At 52.6% G+C, this 19206-nt stretch carries 14 protein-coding genes; 11 read left to right on the forward strand and 3 right to left on the reverse strand.

From position 1 onward, the window contains the following. Positions 1-48 precede the first annotated feature (48 nt). From EDM56_RS08075 to EDM56_RS08100, 6 genes are all read left to right on the forward strand, one after another. Positions 49-2409: a hypothetical protein gene (locus EDM56_RS08075; protein ID WP_122917382.1), complete on the forward strand. Its 2361-nt coding sequence runs from the start codon at positions 49-51 to the stop codon at positions 2407-2409. A gap of 36 nt (positions 2410-2445) precedes the next feature. Continuing rightward, on the forward strand, positions 2446-3726 hold the full coding sequence (locus EDM56_RS08080; RefSeq protein ID WP_122917383.1) for a vWA domain-containing protein: 1281 nt from the start codon (positions 2446-2448) through the stop codon (positions 3724-3726). Between the two features lie 18 nt (positions 3727-3744). After that, positions 3745-4389, forward strand: coding sequence for a beta-mannanase (locus EDM56_RS08085; RefSeq protein WP_122917384.1), 645 nt, complete (start codon positions 3745-3747; stop codon positions 4387-4389). 11 nt (positions 4390-4400) lie between these two features. After that, positions 4401-5669: a TRAFAC clade GTPase domain-containing protein gene (locus EDM56_RS08090; RefSeq protein WP_122917385.1), complete on the forward strand. Its 1269-nt coding sequence runs from the start codon at positions 4401-4403 to the stop codon at positions 5667-5669. Continuing rightward, a complete protein-coding gene (locus EDM56_RS08095; RefSeq protein WP_122917386.1) occupies positions 5666-8377 on the forward strand; it encodes a GAP1-N2 domain-containing protein in 2712 nt (903 codons plus the stop codon). The genes EDM56_RS08090 and EDM56_RS08095 overlap by 4 nt, the downstream gene beginning before the upstream one ends. Before the next feature lie 178 nt (positions 8378-8555). Next, positions 8556-9458: a DMT family transporter gene (locus EDM56_RS08100; RefSeq protein WP_122917387.1), complete on the forward strand. Its 903-nt coding sequence runs from the start codon at positions 8556-8558 to the stop codon at positions 9456-9458. 119 nt (positions 9459-9577) lie between these two features. Here EDM56_RS08100 and EDM56_RS08105 read toward each other — a convergent pair whose 3' ends face one another. After that, complete coding sequence (locus tag EDM56_RS08105) at positions 9578-10756, reverse strand: MFS transporter (RefSeq protein ID WP_122917388.1); 1179 nt, start codon at positions 10754-10756, stop codon at positions 9578-9580. A gap of 84 nt (positions 10757-10840) precedes the next feature. Further along, positions 10841-11599: a TrmB family transcriptional regulator gene (locus EDM56_RS08110; protein WP_122917389.1), complete on the reverse strand. Its 759-nt coding sequence runs from the start codon at positions 11597-11599 to the stop codon at positions 10841-10843. A 172-nt stretch (positions 11600-11771) separates the two neighbouring features. Here EDM56_RS08110 and mobA point away from each other — a divergent pair, with 172 nt between their 5' ends. After that, complete coding sequence (mobA, locus tag EDM56_RS08115) at positions 11772-12401, forward strand: molybdenum cofactor guanylyltransferase (protein ID WP_183192345.1); 630 nt, start codon at positions 11772-11774, stop codon at positions 12399-12401. A 16-nt stretch (positions 12402-12417) separates the two neighbouring features. On the opposite strand, the gene fdhD is transcribed toward mobA, so the two are convergent. Next, on the reverse strand, positions 12418-13215 hold the full coding sequence (gene fdhD, locus EDM56_RS08120) for a formate dehydrogenase accessory sulfurtransferase FdhD (RefSeq protein WP_122917391.1): 798 nt from the start codon (positions 13213-13215) through the stop codon (positions 12418-12420). Positions 13216-13428: 213 nt separating this feature from the next. Between fdhD and EDM56_RS08125 the strand changes: the two genes are divergently transcribed. From EDM56_RS08125 to EDM56_RS08140, 4 genes are all read left to right on the forward strand, one after another. After that, on the forward strand, positions 13429-13794 hold the full coding sequence (locus EDM56_RS08125; protein WP_122917392.1) for a Na-translocating system protein MpsC family protein: 366 nt from the start codon (positions 13429-13431) through the stop codon (positions 13792-13794). A 407-nt stretch (positions 13795-14201) separates the two neighbouring features. Then, entirely contained in the window at positions 14202-15464 is a 1263-nt protein-coding gene (locus EDM56_RS08130) for a molybdopterin molybdotransferase MoeA (RefSeq protein WP_122917393.1), read from the forward strand. Positions 15465-15466: 2 nt separating this feature from the next. Next, positions 15467-15973, forward strand: a complete 507-nt coding sequence (gene mobB / locus EDM56_RS08135; RefSeq protein WP_122917394.1) for a molybdopterin-guanine dinucleotide biosynthesis protein B — start codon at positions 15467-15469, stop codon at positions 15971-15973. 318 nt (positions 15974-16291) lie between these two features. After that, a complete protein-coding gene (locus EDM56_RS08140) occupies positions 16292-18901 on the forward strand; it encodes an SLC13 family permease (protein WP_122917395.1) in 2610 nt (869 codons plus the stop codon). Positions 18902-19206: the final 305 nt, after the last annotated feature.

Consider the following 19206-nt stretch of genomic DNA (forward strand, 5'->3'; position numbering starts at 1 on the left):
GAAACGCAAGCGAGATCAAATGCAATGTCGTAATTTTACGGAGGAACGATGAGGGAATTGGTAAATCAGTTCGCACATGATTACGTGCTCGATTTGGAACGGCGCGTATATAGCGGTGATGAGCAGCGGCGTCTGAACAACCCCGTGGTCTTCCTCTTTGTCGGGGATAAAAGCCTTGAGGCGCTCGTGGCCATCCACGAGCTGAACAGGCGGAAGTGGAGCAATAGCGCGAGCGTTGCCTATGTTCATGCATACACAGCGGAGACGTCCGAACGCGAGCATGTGTACAGCTTTCGGCTGCCGCGCCCGGATGCGGATAAAAAGACGATCCGCAAAGAATTGCACCAGCAGTTTTATCAGGACGAAGCGGGGCGTTATGAGCTGAACCGCCTCTACAGGCAGGTGAGCAGCTGGATTGGTGAGCACGGCACCGCCTTTGCATCGTTTCAAAAAATTAACATCGCCGTCGTGACGAGAGTGGACGACGTAAGCAACGTGCTCCTCCCCGAGCTCACCTTGCTTGCCAAAAGCATTTTTCAAGAGTCATTTAAAAACGTGCAGATCGACTTGTACGCGCTGATCAAGGAAAAGAGCGAAAGCGGCGAATTCGGTTACGCCGCCTCGCTCGGGATCAGCTTTTTGCAGGAGCTGGACCGTTACCAAAATGCGGACTTTACCTTCCGCGCGGATTTGCAGGTGACGGAGGACAAAATCAAGCTTCCCGTTGAGCATGCGGGAGGACCGTTGTTTTCGCTGGCCTATCTGCTCGGTGATAAAAACGAGCGGGGTGTGCTTTCAGCAAGCAGCATGAAGGAAAATTACGAGCTGATCAGCAACCTCAACCTGCTGAAAAACAGACAGTACAATCTGCAGGAGAGCGAGCTTCCTTTCAGTGGCAAAAACGAGGGGTACAACGAAGCACAGTTTATCCGCAACATTATGTCGGGCACGACCAAAAATGCGTATGCATCGGCTGGTTTCGCCAAGGTGTCGCGTCCCAGCAAACAAATTGCATTCACTGTGCTCGCCGCCTATTACTCGCAATTTCTCCATCGCTTGCAGAAGGTGGCGACAGCAGACAAGCGTGACATCCTTGCCTTGCTTGCTTTGGATGCTGCTTCTTTGCAAAAAAAGGTAATCGGCATGCTGCCGGAGGAAAGCAGGCTGGAAGGTCTGCACAGCCTGATGTCGGATCGCGTCAGCTTTGGCGAGCTCAAGGAAATGACCCTGCAGGAAGCTGAGGAAGCGCTCTACCGCGATGGCAGCCAGCGTTTTTTTGTCAGCCATTTCGTTCAGCCGGCGCTCGAGCGGTTGGCGGAGCAGCGAATCGGTGATCAATTGTCTGCCCTCCTAAACCGCAATGTGATCGAAAATGAAGCGTATGGTTTTTACCATGCCTATACCTGGACCTCGGACAGTGAACAAGGCATCGCAGGGGAGCTGCATCGTCTGGTGAAAGATACGAACCGGCAGTTGGATGCGGCGAAGGCAGAGCTGGCGGACGTCTATCGGCAGCGGGCCTGGGAGCAGCCGTTCAAAAAAGGCGGACTCTTCACGTCAGACAAGGAACGGGTCAAGAGCTTCATCCGTTACTTTTTTGAATACGTCTATGGGAAAAAATACGAGATTCTCGGCTTGGAAATACAGCTGCAGCTATTGCAGCAGCAGATCGGGGCACTGGAGGAAATCCATGCGCGCATCGGTAAAAAGATTGTGGAGCTGAATGAGACCGAGCGGCTGCTACATGCGCTGGCGCAAGAGTCCCTCAGCGAAACGACAGACGGCTTCGGTAAAAATATGAAAGAATATTACACCGGCGTCGTTGCAGCTGTCATGCAGGAGCAAGAAGCCAAGCGCGGTCAGCGCTTTGTGTTCGAAGACCGTTTTCTGGGTAGTCCGGTACGGATGTTGACATCCAGCATGAGCGAGCTGATTTCCCGTTTCATCGAAGTGTGCCGAAGCGTCATTTTACCGAGCGAGCCGTTCCAGCTTTTATTTGAAGAAGAACTGCTGCGGCGCGCTAATGTGGCCGGTCATTTTGAGCAGCGCGAAATTTTGTCCAAAGAGAGCTTGTTTAAAGAGCTGTATCATGCGCTTGAGGACAACGCGGCAATCCATATCGAAGTTTTCCATTATGCCCAAAAGCACCGCTATGAGGAAACCTACTTTTTTGCCGATTTTTCCAGCGAGTTCATCCGCTTTGCATTCGATTATGACAAAGGAACGCGGACCTACAAGCTGGGGTGCATCCATGAAAAGAGAAGCAGCGGCATTGAAAAAATGAAGCTGATGGGTGGCTTCCACATGGATGACTTGATGTATGTGCGAAACGGTAGGAAGTATTATGACTCGTACGTAGCAAATGGCTATCAATTTCATGGAGAGACGCCTGAGCGAGATCGTTTCTGAAGTTGACCATTTGCGAGAAAGAAAGGATGCATCGGCATGAGTCGAAGAAAAATCAATCTGCTCCTCCTGATCCTTAGCATGGTAGGTGGGGCAGTTGGCTTTTTGGTTGGCGAATACTTGTTGGCAGAGTATGAAAACCAACTGCCCCAATGGCTGTTAATGGGCCTTTATTTTGGGCAATATGCGTTATTCGTCGGTCTTGGCTGTCTGTTGGCCGAAATGATCTCCCCTCAATTGAACGGACTTGGCTGGAAACAGCGCTATCTCGGCTTTTCCTGGAAAATGCTTGTGCCGAGTACTTTGGTGATGCTGTTTGTGGCAGGCTCCCTGTTCCAGCTGATCTATGGCATGAACATTGGAGGGGTGAAACCGGCTTCCGCCGATGATGTCATCATGGTTCTGGACATATCGGACAGCATGAGCCAGACCGACCCGAATCGCCAGCTGTTCAGTGCGGCAGCTGACGTGATTCGTAACATGGACGATGACAAGCGTGTAGGAATCATCGTTTTTAATGATCAGGCAACCATCCTACAGCCGCTGACGAACGTTTCGTCACAAAAAGTAAAAGATCACATCATTGCCTTGCTGAAAAATTACCAGGCTCCAGCTGGCGGCACCAATATCGGCGAGGCGCTTTCGACAGCGATGGAGCACATGAAGCAGATGAACAGCACTCGCAGCATGCTGATTCTGATGTCGGATGGCTATAGCCAAGTGGATCTTGCGACCGCCCTGGCGCCGTATCAGCAAAATCATGTGGCGATCAATACGGTTGGAATCAGCAATGTGGAAGCCGATGCGACCAATTTGCTGAAAAATATCGCCGAGCAAACGGATGGAACGTATTACAGCGTCGAAAACGCCAATGAGCTTTCTGCCATCTTCCACAAAATTTATTTGTTGAATAACCGTGACCAGCACCTTGTTGGTGAAAGGGTAGGTGCGGCAGCGGACAGCACGGTGTATGCCGTCCTGCGAGTGTTCTTTTTAACACTCATCGGCGGATTGGTTGGTCTGTCGCTTGGCCTGTTTTTTGACAATAAACATTTGGCGAAAAGCTTTCTCGCAGGCGGACTGGTTTCGGGCTTGCTGGCCGGCTTAATTCTGGAGCTTGGACTCGGCCATTCGGCTTTCACTGATATACTGGTGCGACTTATTGCTGCTATTGTCATGGCGGCAGTGCTCGCCATCTTCACTGCGATTATGCCAGTGCAGGAAAGAAGTTTGACTGCAGGCAGCTTCAGCAGGAGCCGAAACGTCGGAGAGAAGACATTCACCGACCGAAAGGCAAGCGGGAAGCGCTTTGACATGTAGGGGTAGGAGTCGAGTGGAATGACTGTGAATTGGATGGAAGAAACAAACCCTGACCGTTTTATCCGAAATGTCGCGTTTGAGCTTCATGACAATCAGGCGTTGATCACCTGGCATTGGCCGGACGGGATTCCGTGCGTCTATATCTACAAGGCGCTCCCCGGGGTCCCCGTTGTTCCGAACGAGCTGCCTTTACAGCAGCTGCGGCTTTACACCAGGGAAGAGTACAAGGCGCATACTGGCTACAGGGAACGGGTAGAGGGAATCGGCCGTTACGAGTACCACATCTTCCCATGTGTACTGGACGCGGGCAAACCGGTTCTGCTGGCGCAGGCAAACGGTGAGAACAGCATCGTGGTCAGCACTGGCCGAGCCCGGATACAGTATTCGATCAAGCAAAGAAAGCAGCTATTCGGCAAGTACCAATCCGTGCAAATTCAGATTTTCACCGAAACGTTCGTCGCGCGAGACGTCCTCTGCTATGTGAAAAAAGAGGGGGCAATGCCGGCGAAAAAGGACGACGGGACACGCTACGATTTTCTGGATGATTTCGAACCGGGTACAACGATCCTGCCTGAGATCGAGATCAAAAAAACGGAATACATCCGTCTCTTTTTGACAGACGGACAAAAGTACGGCGAGCTGTATGAATTGATTCCCAAATAGGAGGGATGCGCATGTTCACGTTTTTGAAAAGCATCTTCGAAAAAAAACCGATCCCAAAGGAGCGACCTCCTTTTTTTGATATTGTTTGTCCGTTATGCTTTTCCAAGTTTTCACCGGAGGATGTCGTCTTCCGCGCCACACACCACCGTAATGACGATGAGGACTATGCGTTGCAGGAAGATGAAATCCTCAATCATTATCGGGACAAGTTCGGCCTTGATTCGATTGATGAAATCGAAGCGGTACTTGATCCGGAGCTGGTACCGGACGAAAACAAGCTGTATGTCGACAATGTCTTGGTCGGGTTGACGGACCGCTATGGTATGACTACAAAAAAGCGACTGTGTCCCAAATGCCACAACGAATTGCCGATCACTGCAGGCAAGGCGCCGAGCAACATCATCTCGATTGTCGGCGCCTCACAGGTAGGCAAATCCGTCTACATGACCTCGTTGATCCATACGCTGCAGAAAATAACAGCCAGCAATTTTGAAGCGGCTTGCATGCCATTGAATGCCGAAATCAGCCGGAAGTTCCGCGAAAACTATGAGGCGCCGCTGTTTGAGCACGGCAATCTGCTCGATTCCACCCAGAAGGAAAAGAGGCAGGAGCCTTTTATTTTCCAGTTCATTTTCAAGGATAGCAGCAAAGCGCCGTTGACCCTTGTTTTCTTTGATGTGGCGGGCGAGGGAATGGTGGATCGCGAGTATTTGGACATTTACGCGGCTCATGTCAAAAATTCATCCGGCATTTTGTTTTTGGTCGATCCATTGCAGATCAGAACGATCCGTGATCGCATCATGATCAATCTGGGCGACCGGCCAGGCGAATTCACGGCCCGCTATGATGAGCCGCGCGATGTCGTGATTTCGCTGTTCGAAAACTTCATCGGCTACCAGGAACAGAGCAAAACGAATATTCCAACAGCAGTCGTGCTGACCAAGAGCGACATGCTGCAATCGCTGAAAGACGAGGATGGCGATTACATCAAGAGCAACAGCAACGTATTCAAAAACGTGGTTCACAAAGAGTTTCTCAACCTAAGCGAATTCGAAAATATTAACGGGGAGGTACGACGCTTCATCGAGAAGGTGGATCGCCCCTTTAAAGATGCTTTGGAAGTATACTTCACCAATGTCGCGTATTTCGCCGTATCGTCGCTCGGCAGCAATCCTGTCGATCAGCGGGTTACCGGAATCGTCACCCCGATTCGCGTCGATGAACCGTTCATCTGGCTGTTACATGAGCTGGACTACGTGGAGGGGAGAGAACAGCATTGAGTCAGCAGTTGATCTTGCAGCAATACTATACCCGTGCGCGGCAAGGGATTTTCCGCTCGAACGAAGGGTACGATACGATTGCCAAGTCGGAATCTCTCGACAACAACTTCATTAAAAAAATGCTGCATCCGTTTTGCGGTTATGACGCGCCGAAAGAACTGCAGAAGCGCGGGGAACGCGATGTCAGCCTGTATCCGGAGTCGCTCGTCTGTTTTCACAGTGAGACGGGCGAGCTGATCCTGGGGCGCAGCGTCTATGTCGGCGCCGATTTCACCGGGCAGCGGAATACGTTTTTTACACATAACTATGTGATTCCTCCGTCACGCCGGGATGAATTCCTGAAGGCTCCGGCAAAGATTTTTACAGCAGGTGGATTCGTCAGTCACCATCAGGCAGAAGGGGAGAAGAGCCTTCCGGAATTGACAGCAATCCCGCAAAACAGCTTGTCACAAGCGGGGGCAAACCCACGCCAGGTTTTGTCTCAGGAAGGCATTGACGAGAAGCTGTTCAAGCAGCTTCTTTATGCTGTGATCAGCTCGATCACAAGCAAGAAAAAGGTGTATGTCATTCTCAACGCGGATGTGTCCGAGTCGTCCTTGCGCGCCCGCGAGCTGCTGCGGGTTGTGTACGATGCGCTGCCTTATGAGCTGAGGCGCCATTTCGGGTTTATGACGTACAGCAGTGAGCCGCAGAGCAAAAAATACATCAATGTCATGTTCGTGGAGAAGGGCAGCATTCGGGCAGGGGATCAGCAGATCGAGAAAGACTTCCTTTTCGATTTCCCCAACCAGCGCTTCGCAAACGTCGATTTGCAAGGGGCGAGTCATGAGTATCTTGATTTCGCATGGCATACCCTTGAGCGGCCGCATATTCGCGAGCGCTTTTACGACTTTGTCGAGGAAGTGCTTGCGGGTGCGGACAGCTCGATTACGATGCGAATCGCGACCTACTACCAGCTTGCCGCTTTTTATCAGATCGAGCAGGGCATTGTGGAGCTGTATAAACGCAACAAGGCGGGTATCTTGCATACGCTCGCCGAGTATGCGGGCAATGACAGCCTCCGTCAAAAGCAGCGGCTGCATGAGCTGTTCATGGGCCTGTTCCAGGAAGAGAATCGGGCGCTTACTGGCGGTAATCTCCCAACGCTTGACGTGCTCAAGGCGATCGTTGCTTATTATCCGCATGTTCAATCGGAAGCGGTTCAAGAGCAATTCGCCGCTTATTTCATCAACGTGCTCAAGCTGGCAAAAGAAGCAGGCGCTCATACGGAAGCGGCAGAGTTCTACAAGCTGCTGCAGGCATGCGAACCGTTGTTTTCACTTGTGATCAATGCGAGTTTGCAAAATCCGAAGGTAGTCAAGCCGGTTTTTGAAGAGTTTGCTGTAGAAAGACTTGGCGCTTGCCGGACGGTAAGTGAAGTTCAAAAGGAAATTCGCTATTGGTCGGCGCTTGCCGAGCAGTCGTTGCAAAATCGTGTTTTTCAGGAGCGGGCACAGGCAAGGATGCTGGAGCTGTTCGATGGCGAACGCGATCAGCTCGGCGCGCTGCTCGAACTGCATACATTTTTGGCAGACTTCACCCGTCAACGCACATGGGCGGAAGAAATCATCGCTTCGGCGGAGCGGAAATTTTTGGCCGGGATCAAGCTAGAATCGCTTGGCCGAGATGCTTTCGAAAAGATCGTAGCAATTCTTAGAGAGAAGCCGCAAGTTTTTCTACAAGTTTTTCTACAAGAGCTCGACCCGCAGAGCAGAAGAGAAGCGAAGATCTTGCTCGCAGCGGGAGAATTGCTGGAAAATACCCAGGTTTTTGACCCGGAGCAATTTTATAAGGAAATGAGCAGGGATGATGCCAGTACCACCCAGCGCATGCTGCAAAGCTTGCTGGAAGGCCCGTTTGGCAAGGAGCAGTTTTTGACCGTGACCTTCGCCTTTTACAATCCGGACTCGCCTCAGGCAGCGTCTTACCGGTTCTACGACATGCTGTGCTACATCAAGCGAAAAGGCGGCGCAGATAATGCGTTCGATTTTATCGTGTGGTCCATGTCGCGTCATATCTTTTTTACCAAACGAACACTGCTGGCCTCATACAAGGAGGGGCTTAAGCAGTATTTGACCCGGGACGTACCCGATGAGCTGCGCGATAAGCAGTCGCGGAAAAAGTGGTACGGGATCAAGCATCCGGAGCTGCGCAAAGTGCTCGAAGAGGTTGCGGATGAAACGTCGGGCGGACTGTCGCGGTTTTTCCGAAAATATATGGACAAGCTGCTAATCGGCGTGGCAGGGGTGATTTCCATCGGTGTGATCGCGTGGGTAGTTATGCTGTCGATGGGCGATCCAAGTCCGGCGCAAATGCCACAACAGCCTGTCGTGAACAATAATGGGGACAATCAGGAGAACCCGGGTTCGCAGCCGTCCACCGGCCAGCAGACGGATCCCGGAACAGCGCCAACAGGTACGACGCCGAACGGAACCGTGCCGGGCAACGAATCGGTTCCTGCGTCGACGACACCAGCAGGGCCGAATGATCCGACCAAGGCAGGGCAAACTCCATCTCCTGCAACCGATTCGGGCAAACCTGCTTCCCCCGGCAAGACGGAGCAGCAGGGAGCGGGACAAGCGCCAACAGTCGGTTCCGGTTCAACGAATACAGGAACACAGACAAAAACGCCGGCAACAGGCAACAATCCGGCAACGGCAAAGCCGTAATCATCGAGAAGCCTCCGATCAGCCGAAAATCGATCGGGGGCTTTCTTATTGTCAGGCGTAATCGAAAAAGCAGCTCGCTCTTCACAAGTGCCTATCGTAACGATTGATTTTCCTGATTGTTTTTCCATCCGGTCCATATGATAAGGTTATGGTACATCTATCGAAAAAGGAGAAACCAATGAGAGACGTGAAAAGCCCAATCCCGCTATTTATTCCCATTATCGTCGGAATTATCGCAATTTCATTTTCACCGATTCTGGTCAGATGGTCGCATGCGCCCGCATCTGTCCAAGCGATGTACCGCCTGTTGATCACAGTTCTGCTGATGCTGCCGTTTGGCGGCAGATATTTCGGCACGATGAAAAGTATATCCCGCAAAAATTGGCTGCTCTTACTCGTTGCCGGATTTTTTCTCGCACTGCATTTCTTGCTGTGGATGAGCTCGCTTCTGTATACGACGGTTGCCAGCTCGACGATTTTGATGGCGCTTGAGCCGATGTTCGTGATGGTCGGAGCGTTTTTTCTGTTCAAGGAGCGTACGACGCCATTTGCCATTGCGGCGATGGGGGTTGCGATTATCGGAGCGGTTTTAATCGGCTGGGGCGATATCGGCGTCTCGGCGGAAAATGTGTACGGCGACGTGTTGTCCATTTTGGGGACGTTAGCGATGGCTTTCAACATGCTGGCTGCTCAGCAGCTTTTGACAAGGATCTCATCGTATGTGTACAGCCTGCTTGTGTTTATCATCGCAGGAGCGTTTTTTGCCGTGTACAATTTTTTGATGGGCATTCCGATGTTCAACTATCCGCTGGAGGAGTGGGGCGTTTTCCTGCTGCTGGCGATCGTGCCGACAGTGTTCGGGCACATTCTCTTCAACTGGCTTCTGCAATTCACCAATGGCACGACGATTTCCATGTGCGTGCTAGGCGAGCCAATCGGGGCGAGCATATTGGCGGCGGCTTTGTTCGGCGAAATGCTGTCGTTTTCGCAAATGACCGGGGGCGTGTTCGTCGTCGTCGGACTGTACCTGTTCTTGCGGACCAACCGGGTATCGTATGAAGTGAATTCGTCGACGGCGTAAGAGAAACGAGTGCGGACAAAAAAAACAAGCATGAGCGCGTAGTAAACCGCAACCATGCTTGTTTTTTCATTTGGCCGGAATGCTGCCGGTCCTTTGTCCAGCGTTGCCATCCTGCTTTTTTACGCCGAGCTATTATCGGTGAGCGGCACCTTTTGCCCGACAAGTGGTCGCGTGATGGAAAAAATCGCGCAAACCAGGGAGAGAACGACGATCGCGGCACCTACCCATGCGTTGTAAAAAACGGAGGCTCGCTCGGCTACAAAGCCCCCGATGAGGGAACCGCCGGCCACCCCGATATGCAGGACAGAGGTATTCAGCCCCATTTGGATGTCAGCGGTCTCCGGGGCGCAGTGAATCAGGTAATGCTGCTGCGCTGGAGAGATAGCCCAGCTCAGGCTGCTCCATAGCACCATCACGACCATGAAGAGGGCGAACGAATGGGTCGCAAGCGGCAGAAACGCCATGATGACAGCGAACAGCGAAATGATCGTGATGATCGAGCGCGTCGCCCCCCATTTATCGGAAAGCCAGCCGCCGATCCCGCCCCCCATTACGGCAGCGATTCCGAACAAAAAGTACGTGATGCTGAGCCAACCGGCGGACAGTCCCATCGTCTGCTGCAAAAAGGGCGTAAAATACGCGTACAGCGTCAAGTGCCCGGTTAGCATGAAAAATGGCGTAAAATGAGCGCTGATGATTTTGACGTTTTTCAAGGCGGCGAGCTGCTGCTTCAAAGGGACAGGGTCGGGTGTGGACACCTTCGGCAAAAACAGGCCGAGGCAAACCATTGCGACGATGGAGAGAGCAGCGATCAGCCAAAAGGGGGCTCGCCAGCCGTACAGATTGCCGAGCATCATACCCAAAGGTACGCCAAGCACAAGTGAGCCGCTGATTCCCATGAATATGACACCGATGGCTCTGCCACGATACGCAGGCTGGACAATTCCCGCCGCGATTGTGATCGATAAGATGACGAGCAAAGAACCGCTGGACGCTGCCACGATTCGAGCCAGCAGCAGAACCAGATAGGACGGGCTGAGCGCAGCAAACACATTGCTTAAAAAGAACACGGACAGACAGGCGAGATACAGCTTTTTTCGCTCCACCTGCCGTGTGAGATGCAACAAAATAGGGGCCGTAATCGCGAAAGAGAGCGAGAAGACCGTGATGAGCTGGCCGGCAGCGCTAAGTGAGACAGACAGATCCCGGGCGATCATGTCCAGCGTGCCTCCGATAATCAGCTCGACTGTACCGACGACGAACGAAGCGATAGCCAAAATGTACACGCGTGGATTCACAAAGACGAAACTCCTTCCTAAAACAAAAAAGGTTACTACTAATATAGTAACCTTAAAATGGAGATGCGACAACAAATCATTTGTTCAGTACCTCAACCGCACAAGCATTTTCCGAATATCCTCATCACCGAACAACAGGTCGTAATGCTTTTGCGTAATCTGCGACAAGGCGACGTCATGATAAAAGAAGTCCGCAAAAAACTTCACGAATGGCTGGGCGCCCGTCTTGATCGCATGCCACTGGCCTTGTTCTTCCCCGGCAAAAATCATGTCGCGTTCATCAGCGACAATCAGCTGGGATTTCTCCAGCCCATTGTGCTCCTTGCTCGGAATCAACAGGTGAACATTGGACAAACCTGTTTCAAGCGACCCGATCACGAGCGCTTCGATGTGGATGCCTTCCCGCTCCTTTTGCAGCAAAAGGGGCAAATAATCCGCGAAATCCTGGCTCCATGCCATTATTCGGATGGATTCGCTGGCTTGCTGGATCATCTGCTTGATCTCGGCGCGGATGGAAGCATCCACTTTCAGGCTCCATACGCGGTCATCAATCACCCGCTTCGGCGTCAGCGAGGCGGCAAGCTGTTCCATATCTTGCTGGAACTGCCGTGTCAGCTTGTCGATGAGGCTCGGCAGCGGCAGGGCGGCATATAATTTTTTCTTTTCCGAAACGGTATCGAGCACCATGCCTTTCTCAATCAGGCGGGAGAGCACTTCATAAATTTTGGCTTTGGGTACGCCAGAATGCTTGACCACGAGCGCCGCGTCCATCGGCTCGCTGCTTCCGGCCAGCGTCTCATATACTTTGCTTTCGTATTGGGAAAAGCCAAATGTTTGCAGCATACGTTCCTCCACATCTTGTCCACGGGAAATCAAGTGATGCTTCTATTATACATCGTTTAGCGAAAAAGATGGAAAACCTGGCGAGGATGCAGGTGAAATCATTTTGACAGGGTCGCAGGAGAGGTGCATGATGGAACAAAGAAACGCAACGAAAAGGGGGGGCGGATGCCTCATGAATAGCACGTATAGCATGTGCGGCGTCATTTTGGCAGGCGGACGAAGCAGCCGAATGGGGCAGCGCAAAGAATTGCTGGGTTGGGGCGCAGAAACGCTGATCGAACACCTTGTCGGCTGTGTCCGGGCGCTGTCGCTTCCTTGCTTGGTCGTGACGAACGAACCGCAGCTGCTGCCGGATTCCGTAACGAACGATTCGGAGATACAGGTGAGCTGCGATGCGGTGGAGCCATGCGGACCGCTGGGCGCCATCCTCACGGCATGTCGGCTCCGTACGGAAGACAGGCTGCTGCTGCTCTCCTGCGATCTTCCTTTTGTCACACCCGGCGAGTTGGAAAAGCTGCTCGCCTACCAAGCCAACGTGGAACAATGGGATGCCATTTTGGCCCAATCGCAAAATCGGCTGCATCCGCTGCTCGGCATCTACTGCAGGGAAACGCAACCTTTCTGGGAGAGCGCCTATGCGAATCGGGAGCTGAAACTTATGGCGACATTAGGCAAAATGCGAGTACATGCCGTACCGGAGGACGTGCTCGATCCATGGACGACGTACAACGCCAATACGCCGACAGAGTACGAGCGGGCACTGGCAGAATGGTCGGTCCGCCGTGAAGGGGAAGCAAAATAAAAGCGGGCGCTGCGACTTACGGCAGCTGTACCCGCTCATGATGTGTATAGACATTCAGTTTATTGCCCCTGACAAAACCGATCGCGGTAATCGCGAGCTCTTCGGCCAAGTTTAGGGCGAGCTCGGTTGGAGCGGACTTGGAAATTAGAATTCCTGCGCCGATTTTGGCCGATTTCAGCAACACTTCCGAGGAAATGCGTCCGCTAAAGACGAGTATTTTGTCATTCGTCGCAATCCCTTCCTTCAGGCAATGGCCAAAAATTTTATCCAGCGCATTGTGGCGTCCGATATCGGAATAGCCGAGCAAAATCCCTTCCGGTGTGCAAAGCGCCGCATTGTGCACGCCGCCCGTGCTGCGGTGCATGGCAGACGAGGCTTGCAGCTTGCTCATCAGGTCGATGCATTGTGCAGGTGTTACGACCGTGTTGCTCTCCACCGGCTTGGTCGTCCGCGCATCGCTGAAAAAGTAGAACGATTGGCGGCTTTTGCCGCAGCAGGACGTGATTCGCCGCTTGGAGTAAAACTGTTGCGACAAAAGTGTCTGTTCATGCAGTTCAATGTATGCGAAGCCTTGGGCCGTATCAATCGAAATGTGCTTGATCTCGCTATGGCTGCGGATGGCACCTTCGGAAGCGAGAAAACCGATGACCATTTCCTCCAGATCGGAAGGTGTGCAGACGATGGTGGCGAATTCCTGATCGTTGACGAACAGCGTAAGCGGATATTCCGTGACGATTTCATCTTCTTCCCATGATGCCGTCAAGTCGGTGATCTTGAGTACGCGCCGTTTGATGGTTGAATCCAAGTCGGACATATGTACCTCCCCAAAAGTCTGGAATGAAAAAGGTAACGTTCACATGATAGTATACATGGCGAATAATTCTCTGTCACACCAATTTCATCGATTAATCAAATGGACGGGAAACGCGAATAGGCGGGAGTGGCGAAATCATCTGTTGAAAAAATTAGCTGAACAGTGCTACATTGGGGGTAGTACAGAAAATAGGTAAAGGTGATCTGCCTCGTAATGAATAAATATGAAGCTGAATTCAGCAATCTGGTCAGAGCTTTCCGCAAACGTCATATGGGAAAAGGACCGAGCAAGGTCATGACCACCTTTTGCAAAAATTGGGCGATCAGCGAAATGGAAGGCAATCTTTCGCCAGTGGAAAAATTCATTGCCACAGCGGAGGAAGGAAAGCAAATGCTCCGTTCCGCCCGCACGGAAATGGTCAAGGAGATGTACCGCAAGAACCGTCCGGTCGAAATAGAACAGCTGTTGGGCGCAAAATTCGTGGATTTGTTTGTCGATATCGACATCGAGCGAGATTTCGGCATGTCCATCTTTGTGTTCGACCAAGACATCGAGAAGAAATTCAAGCACGAGTCGTAAGCCAGACAGCGCAGCGTTCCTGCGCATCGTTTTGGCTGACTGCTCTCGCCTACATGGGACATTGACACCTGGTAGCGGACCTGCCAAGGACAATCGCCGTGAACCCTTCACTGCCTCGGGCAGTCGAGTGGCTTCATGGCGATTTTTTCATCGTATGGCGCACCAGCTGTGAGCAAGAGTATCGAAATGGGATGCGAGAGAGCCACACAGCGAGTAGAATGGAAAAGGACAGGACTTTTGCCAAATCCGCTTGCCATTGCGCACGATAGGAGAAACAAGGGCAGCGAACCGATTTTTGCAAGAAAGTGGGACGGAAGCGCGAATGCTGAACGGCTGATGGAGCCCCCTTCCGTAGAGCTTTCTTGTAAAAATCTACGAACGACCGCTGCAGCCAAGGAGGAAAAAAGATGCGCTTTACAAGAGAGACAATCAGCGTGGAGAAAGCAGTCCAAATGCTGCTTGCGGCAACCGCCCATCCGCTTCCGCAAGAGGAGATCAGCCTCTATGAAGCGCATGGACGCGTGATGGCCCGTTTGCTTCAAGCGGATAGCGACATGCCGCCTTTTGACCGCTCCCCGTTGGACGGCTACGCCGTCAGGGCGGAGGATACCGTCCATGCGTCAGTCGAGCATCCGGTATGGTTGAACGTGATCGAAACCATCGCTGCAGGGCAGGTGCCGTCCAAACAGGTTTTGCCCAACACCGCGATCCGGATCATGACAGGCGCACAAATGCCGGAAGGGGCGGATGCGGTCGTCATGTTTGAACAAACTGAAAATCCGGGTGAAATCAGCGAGCGTGTCGGCGTCAAGCGAGCGATGAAAGCCGGTGAAAACATCTCGCGCCGCGGTGAGGAAATATTGCAAGGGACGCAAGTGATCGAGCGCGGCGAGCGGATTAATGGCGGCGTGATGGCGCTTTTGGCCGCGTTTGGGTATGTGCGAATCCCCGTTGTGCGCCGCCCGCGGGTCGGATTATTGATCACAGGCAATGAACTGCTACCGCCGGAGGAGCCGCTGCGCCCTGGTCAAATTCGCAATAGCAACGGCCCGATGCTTGCAGGCATGATCGCCGATGCGGGTGGAGTGCCGCTGTTGTTTCCGCCGCTGTCGGATCATCCTGGTGTCGCGAAGGAAGCGCTCGATCAGCTGGTCGATCAGGTGGATCTATTTGTGACGACGGGCGGTGTTTCTGTCGGCGACTTCGATGGCATCGCAGCGATGACGGACGATGATGATGTACAGCTTTTGTTTAACCGGGTGGCGATGCGACCGGGCAGCCCGACAACTGCCCTCATGTATCGGAATAAGCCGCTTTGCGGATTGTCCGGCAATCCGGGCGCTTGTTTTCTCGGCTTCGAGCTGTTTGTCCGGCCGCTGCTCGAACAGATGATGGGGCAAACGAAAGTGCTACGCCATTCCGTCCGGGCGACGCTCGGCAGCTCGTGTGAAAAGCCGTGTCCGTATCCCCGTTACTTGCGCGGACGTCTACAGGTAGAAAACATGCAGCTTGTTGCGTATCCAGATAAGAACGACAAAGCAGGGAATTTGACCACGCTGAAAAACAGCGAGTGTTTCATCATCATTCCGGCTGGCGGAAGAGGCAGGAGTGAAGGGGAAGAGGTCGAAGTGATTTTGCATGCTATGCCGCGTTTTGGAGGGGAGAGTTAGCGATGACGGCAACTCCTTTTGTCTTTCAGATCTCCGGCTATTCCAATACGGGAAAAACGACACTCATGACCGAGCTGATTCACCGATTCGAGCATGCTGGCATTCGCGTCGGTGTACTCAAACATGACGGCGCCCACGATTTCGAGCTCGACCAGCCGGGTAAAGACACGCACCGCTTCAGCGCGGCCGGAGCATCGTTTGTGGCAATCCAATCAGCAGCCAAAAGTGCGCTGATCCAAAGAGGGAGTCTTTCTCCCGACGAGCTGATCAAACGTTTGGCAGACGCGGGGGCCGAGATGATCTTGGTCGAGGGCTACAAGCGGGAGTGCTATCCAAAGCTTGTGCTGATGCGGGAACAATCGCATACCGCTCTGCTTACGGAGTTGAGCAATGTGGTGGGAGCGGCGAGCTGGTTTGCGTTCCGGCAGGAAGGGCTGCCCGTTTTCGGGATTGATGATGTCGACAGCATGTACGAGCTGATCCATAACCGATTCTTGGCACATCGCTGAGAGTCGGTTTTTTATACAGATATAAGTGCAACCGCGGCTTAAGCCAAAAGCATGGCGTAGCCAGGTTTTCTAATCGTATAAGAATTTATAAGCGCTCGCGCTTATAAATTCTGGAGCGGAAGACGGAGTACCTCAGCGTCACTTCCAGCATAGGCATCGGTAAAAACTTCCACAGATCGAAGGATCTGCTTCTTGAGAGGACTTCTGAGAGAAGTTTTTCTTATACGCGCTATCCATTTGGGGAGATGACAGGCTGGACGAAAAGACGCTATAATTCCGCTCATACGACGCAATGGGAAACGGATACGAGGTGAGGGCTTGAATCAAATTGAAATGCTTCATGGATTGTCAAAAGTCGAACAGGCTCGCTTGCTGGGCAAGCTCGAACGCATATCCTATCAGAATGGGGAAACGGTTTTTGAACAAGGGACAGCTGGGGACAGCATGTATCTGATCCAAAGCGGTAAGATCGAGCTGTTCACGCAGGGACTGGACGGCCGCCGGTTTTCGCTGGTTGTCCTTGCGCCGGGCGAGGCATTCGGCGAGATGGCGCTCTTGACGGGGGAAGCCCGCACCGCGACGGCAATCGCAGTGGGCGAGACGGTTCTCATGCGTATCGATGCGGAGACGTTTATCGAGCTGGTGAACGAGAAAACCTCCATTTCCGCCTATTTTATTCGACTGCTGTCCAAGCGGCTCGTCCAGACGAACCACAACTTGCAGGACGCGAAAGAGGAACGGGCGAGACAGTTTGCAGCGGAGTTCCGCGTGCTCGATCCGACGTGGCACAAAGTCATCTTGCGCTGTGCTCATGTACCTTATGTCAGCAAACGCCTGATACTGCGCGAGTTGAACATTCCGACGTGGGAAGAAGGGCTGCGGGCGAATCCGTCCGTCGGGAACTATCTGAAGCCGGTCGAGGAGAATGTTCAGCTCCTTGAGGTTTTGCCTGGAGCAAGAAGCAAGCTGATCGAGCTGTACGGCGCCACAAGCGATACGGAAGGCAGACATGCATGGATGGAGACGGTCGCCGCCGATTTTTTGCAGCATGGTGAGATCGGACATGGTGCATATGTCTTCGCATATGCAGAAAAGTGGGAGAAGCTGCTTGGATTGCTTACGCAAAAGCGCGATCAACTAGAACACGCCGATTGGAACATCATCATCTCTGCGCTCGCGCAATGTCCGGAAGAGTTGCTCTTTTGTGATTTTTCGCTCTTGCTCGCCTTTTTGCAAGAGTGCGTGAAAGAAAACCCGGAGCTTGGGATCGTCAAATTGGATGCCGCTCTCGGGCAGCGCACCGGCTACTTTTCCGACGACGAGGCGATCGCACTCTATCGGATCGGTGCGGAGCTTTGCCGCCAGCAACATCCGGCGAAATCGCTGGAGTATTTGAATGCGGCCATGGGACTGTCGCAGCAGACAGCGGCAGCGGCCGCAAACGATGAGAATCGTACCTTTTTCCTTGCCAAGCTGTCGCTAGACGGGATGAAGCGAAACGGCTTGGTGGACGCTGCCGGAAAGCTATTCGCCAAAAACAAATTGATCACCAGCCTGTCTGTTCTCCTCGCCATCGTATGCATCGTGTTCTTTTCACTAAGCGCGCCGTTCGGCGGCTTGTCGCACCAAGGCATGGCATTTATCGGCATCGCAATCGCGGCCGTTATTTTTTGGATAATCAATATCATTCCTGATTTCATCGTTGCCTTGTTCATGGCCATGTATTGGGTTATGGACGGCTTAGTCAAGCCGGAGGTAGCGCTCTCCGGGTACGCATCGCCCGTTTGGCTCTACATGTTGTTCATCCTTGCTTTGGGCGCTGCGATCACCAAATCGGGGATCTTGTACCGGTTGTCTTTGTATGCGCTAAAAGCGTTTCCGAGCCATTATCGCGGACAACTGTGGGGCATCACGGTCAGCGGCTTGCTGCTCAATCCGCTGATTCCATCCTCATCCGCCAAGGCGACGCTAGGAGTTCCGATCGCCCAGACCATTTCCGAATCGATGGGCTTCGCCGACAGAAGCAAGGGAGCGGCAGGACTTGGGCTCGCGGCGATGATCTTTTACGGCTTTATGGCGCCATTTGTGTTGACCGGTTCGTACACGAACGTCATGGCGTACGGCTTGGTAGCGGGCAATAGCAGCCTTTCCTGGTTCCAATGGTTTTGGTATGCGCTGCCGGCCTTTGTGGTTTTCACGATCGGTATGCTTGCGGTTATCCTTATTTTTTTCAAACCGAAAGCGCCTGCCAAACCGATTACGAAAGAAGTGATCGACGACCAGATCCGCGTTCTCGGTGCATTGACCCGCGAAGAAAAAATCACGATCGCGGTCACGCTGGCATGCATCGTGCTCTTGATGCTCCAGCCTTTGCACGGGATTGACAACGCCTGGGTCATGCTGCTCGGCTTCGCCGTTTTCGTCATCACCGGCGTGCTGGATGCAAAAACGTTGAAAAGCGGCATCGACTGGCCGTTCCTTCTCTTTATCGGAATCGCCTTCAGCTTTGCGGAAGTAGCGACACAGCTTGGCGTTGCAGATGTGATGGCACAGGCGACAAGCCAGTACATGGCACCGTTCATGACATCACCTTACTTGTTTCTGATCGCCGTCTCGCTACTATCATTTCTGGTCACCTTGATCATCCGCGACGACCCCGCTGTCATATTACTAGTTATGTCGATGCTGCCGCTGGCGCAAAAAATGGAGATCCACCCATGGGTGCTCGTGTTTATAATCTTGCTCTCTACGGATCCATTCTTCTTCGCGTACCAATCACCAACCTATTTGACAGCCTACTACAGCACGGAGGAACGCTCCTTCACCCACAAACAAGGCCAATTCATCGCCGTATGCTACGCAATCATGGTCCTGATACTGATAGTCGCCTGCGTGCCATTCTGGCAGATGATCGGGTTGATTCATTGACGAATAGAGGAAAATGCGAAAAAGCTGGGAGATGCCTGTACGTGGCGTTTTCCCAGCTTTTATTTCGGTTTTTTTATCTTTTTGATAACTGCAGCGAAGGGATTTTTGCAAGAAAGTGGAACGCCAGCTTTGGCGATGCCTGCCAGGCCCGGAGGAAAAAATGGAAACGCTTTTGCGCCACATCTACTGCATTGAGGTACACCCGCCGCGCAGCGTGTGGCTTTGGGGCGCAGTTTCCATTTTTCCTTCGGGCCGTTCACCCCGACCCCTAGAGGGCAGCGTCACCGCTGCCGTGGAACTTTCTT

This window comes from Brevibacillus fluminis (assembly GCF_003710825.1).
Classification (GTDB): domain Bacteria; phylum Bacillota; class Bacilli; order Brevibacillales; family Brevibacillaceae; genus Brevibacillus_D; species Brevibacillus_D fluminis.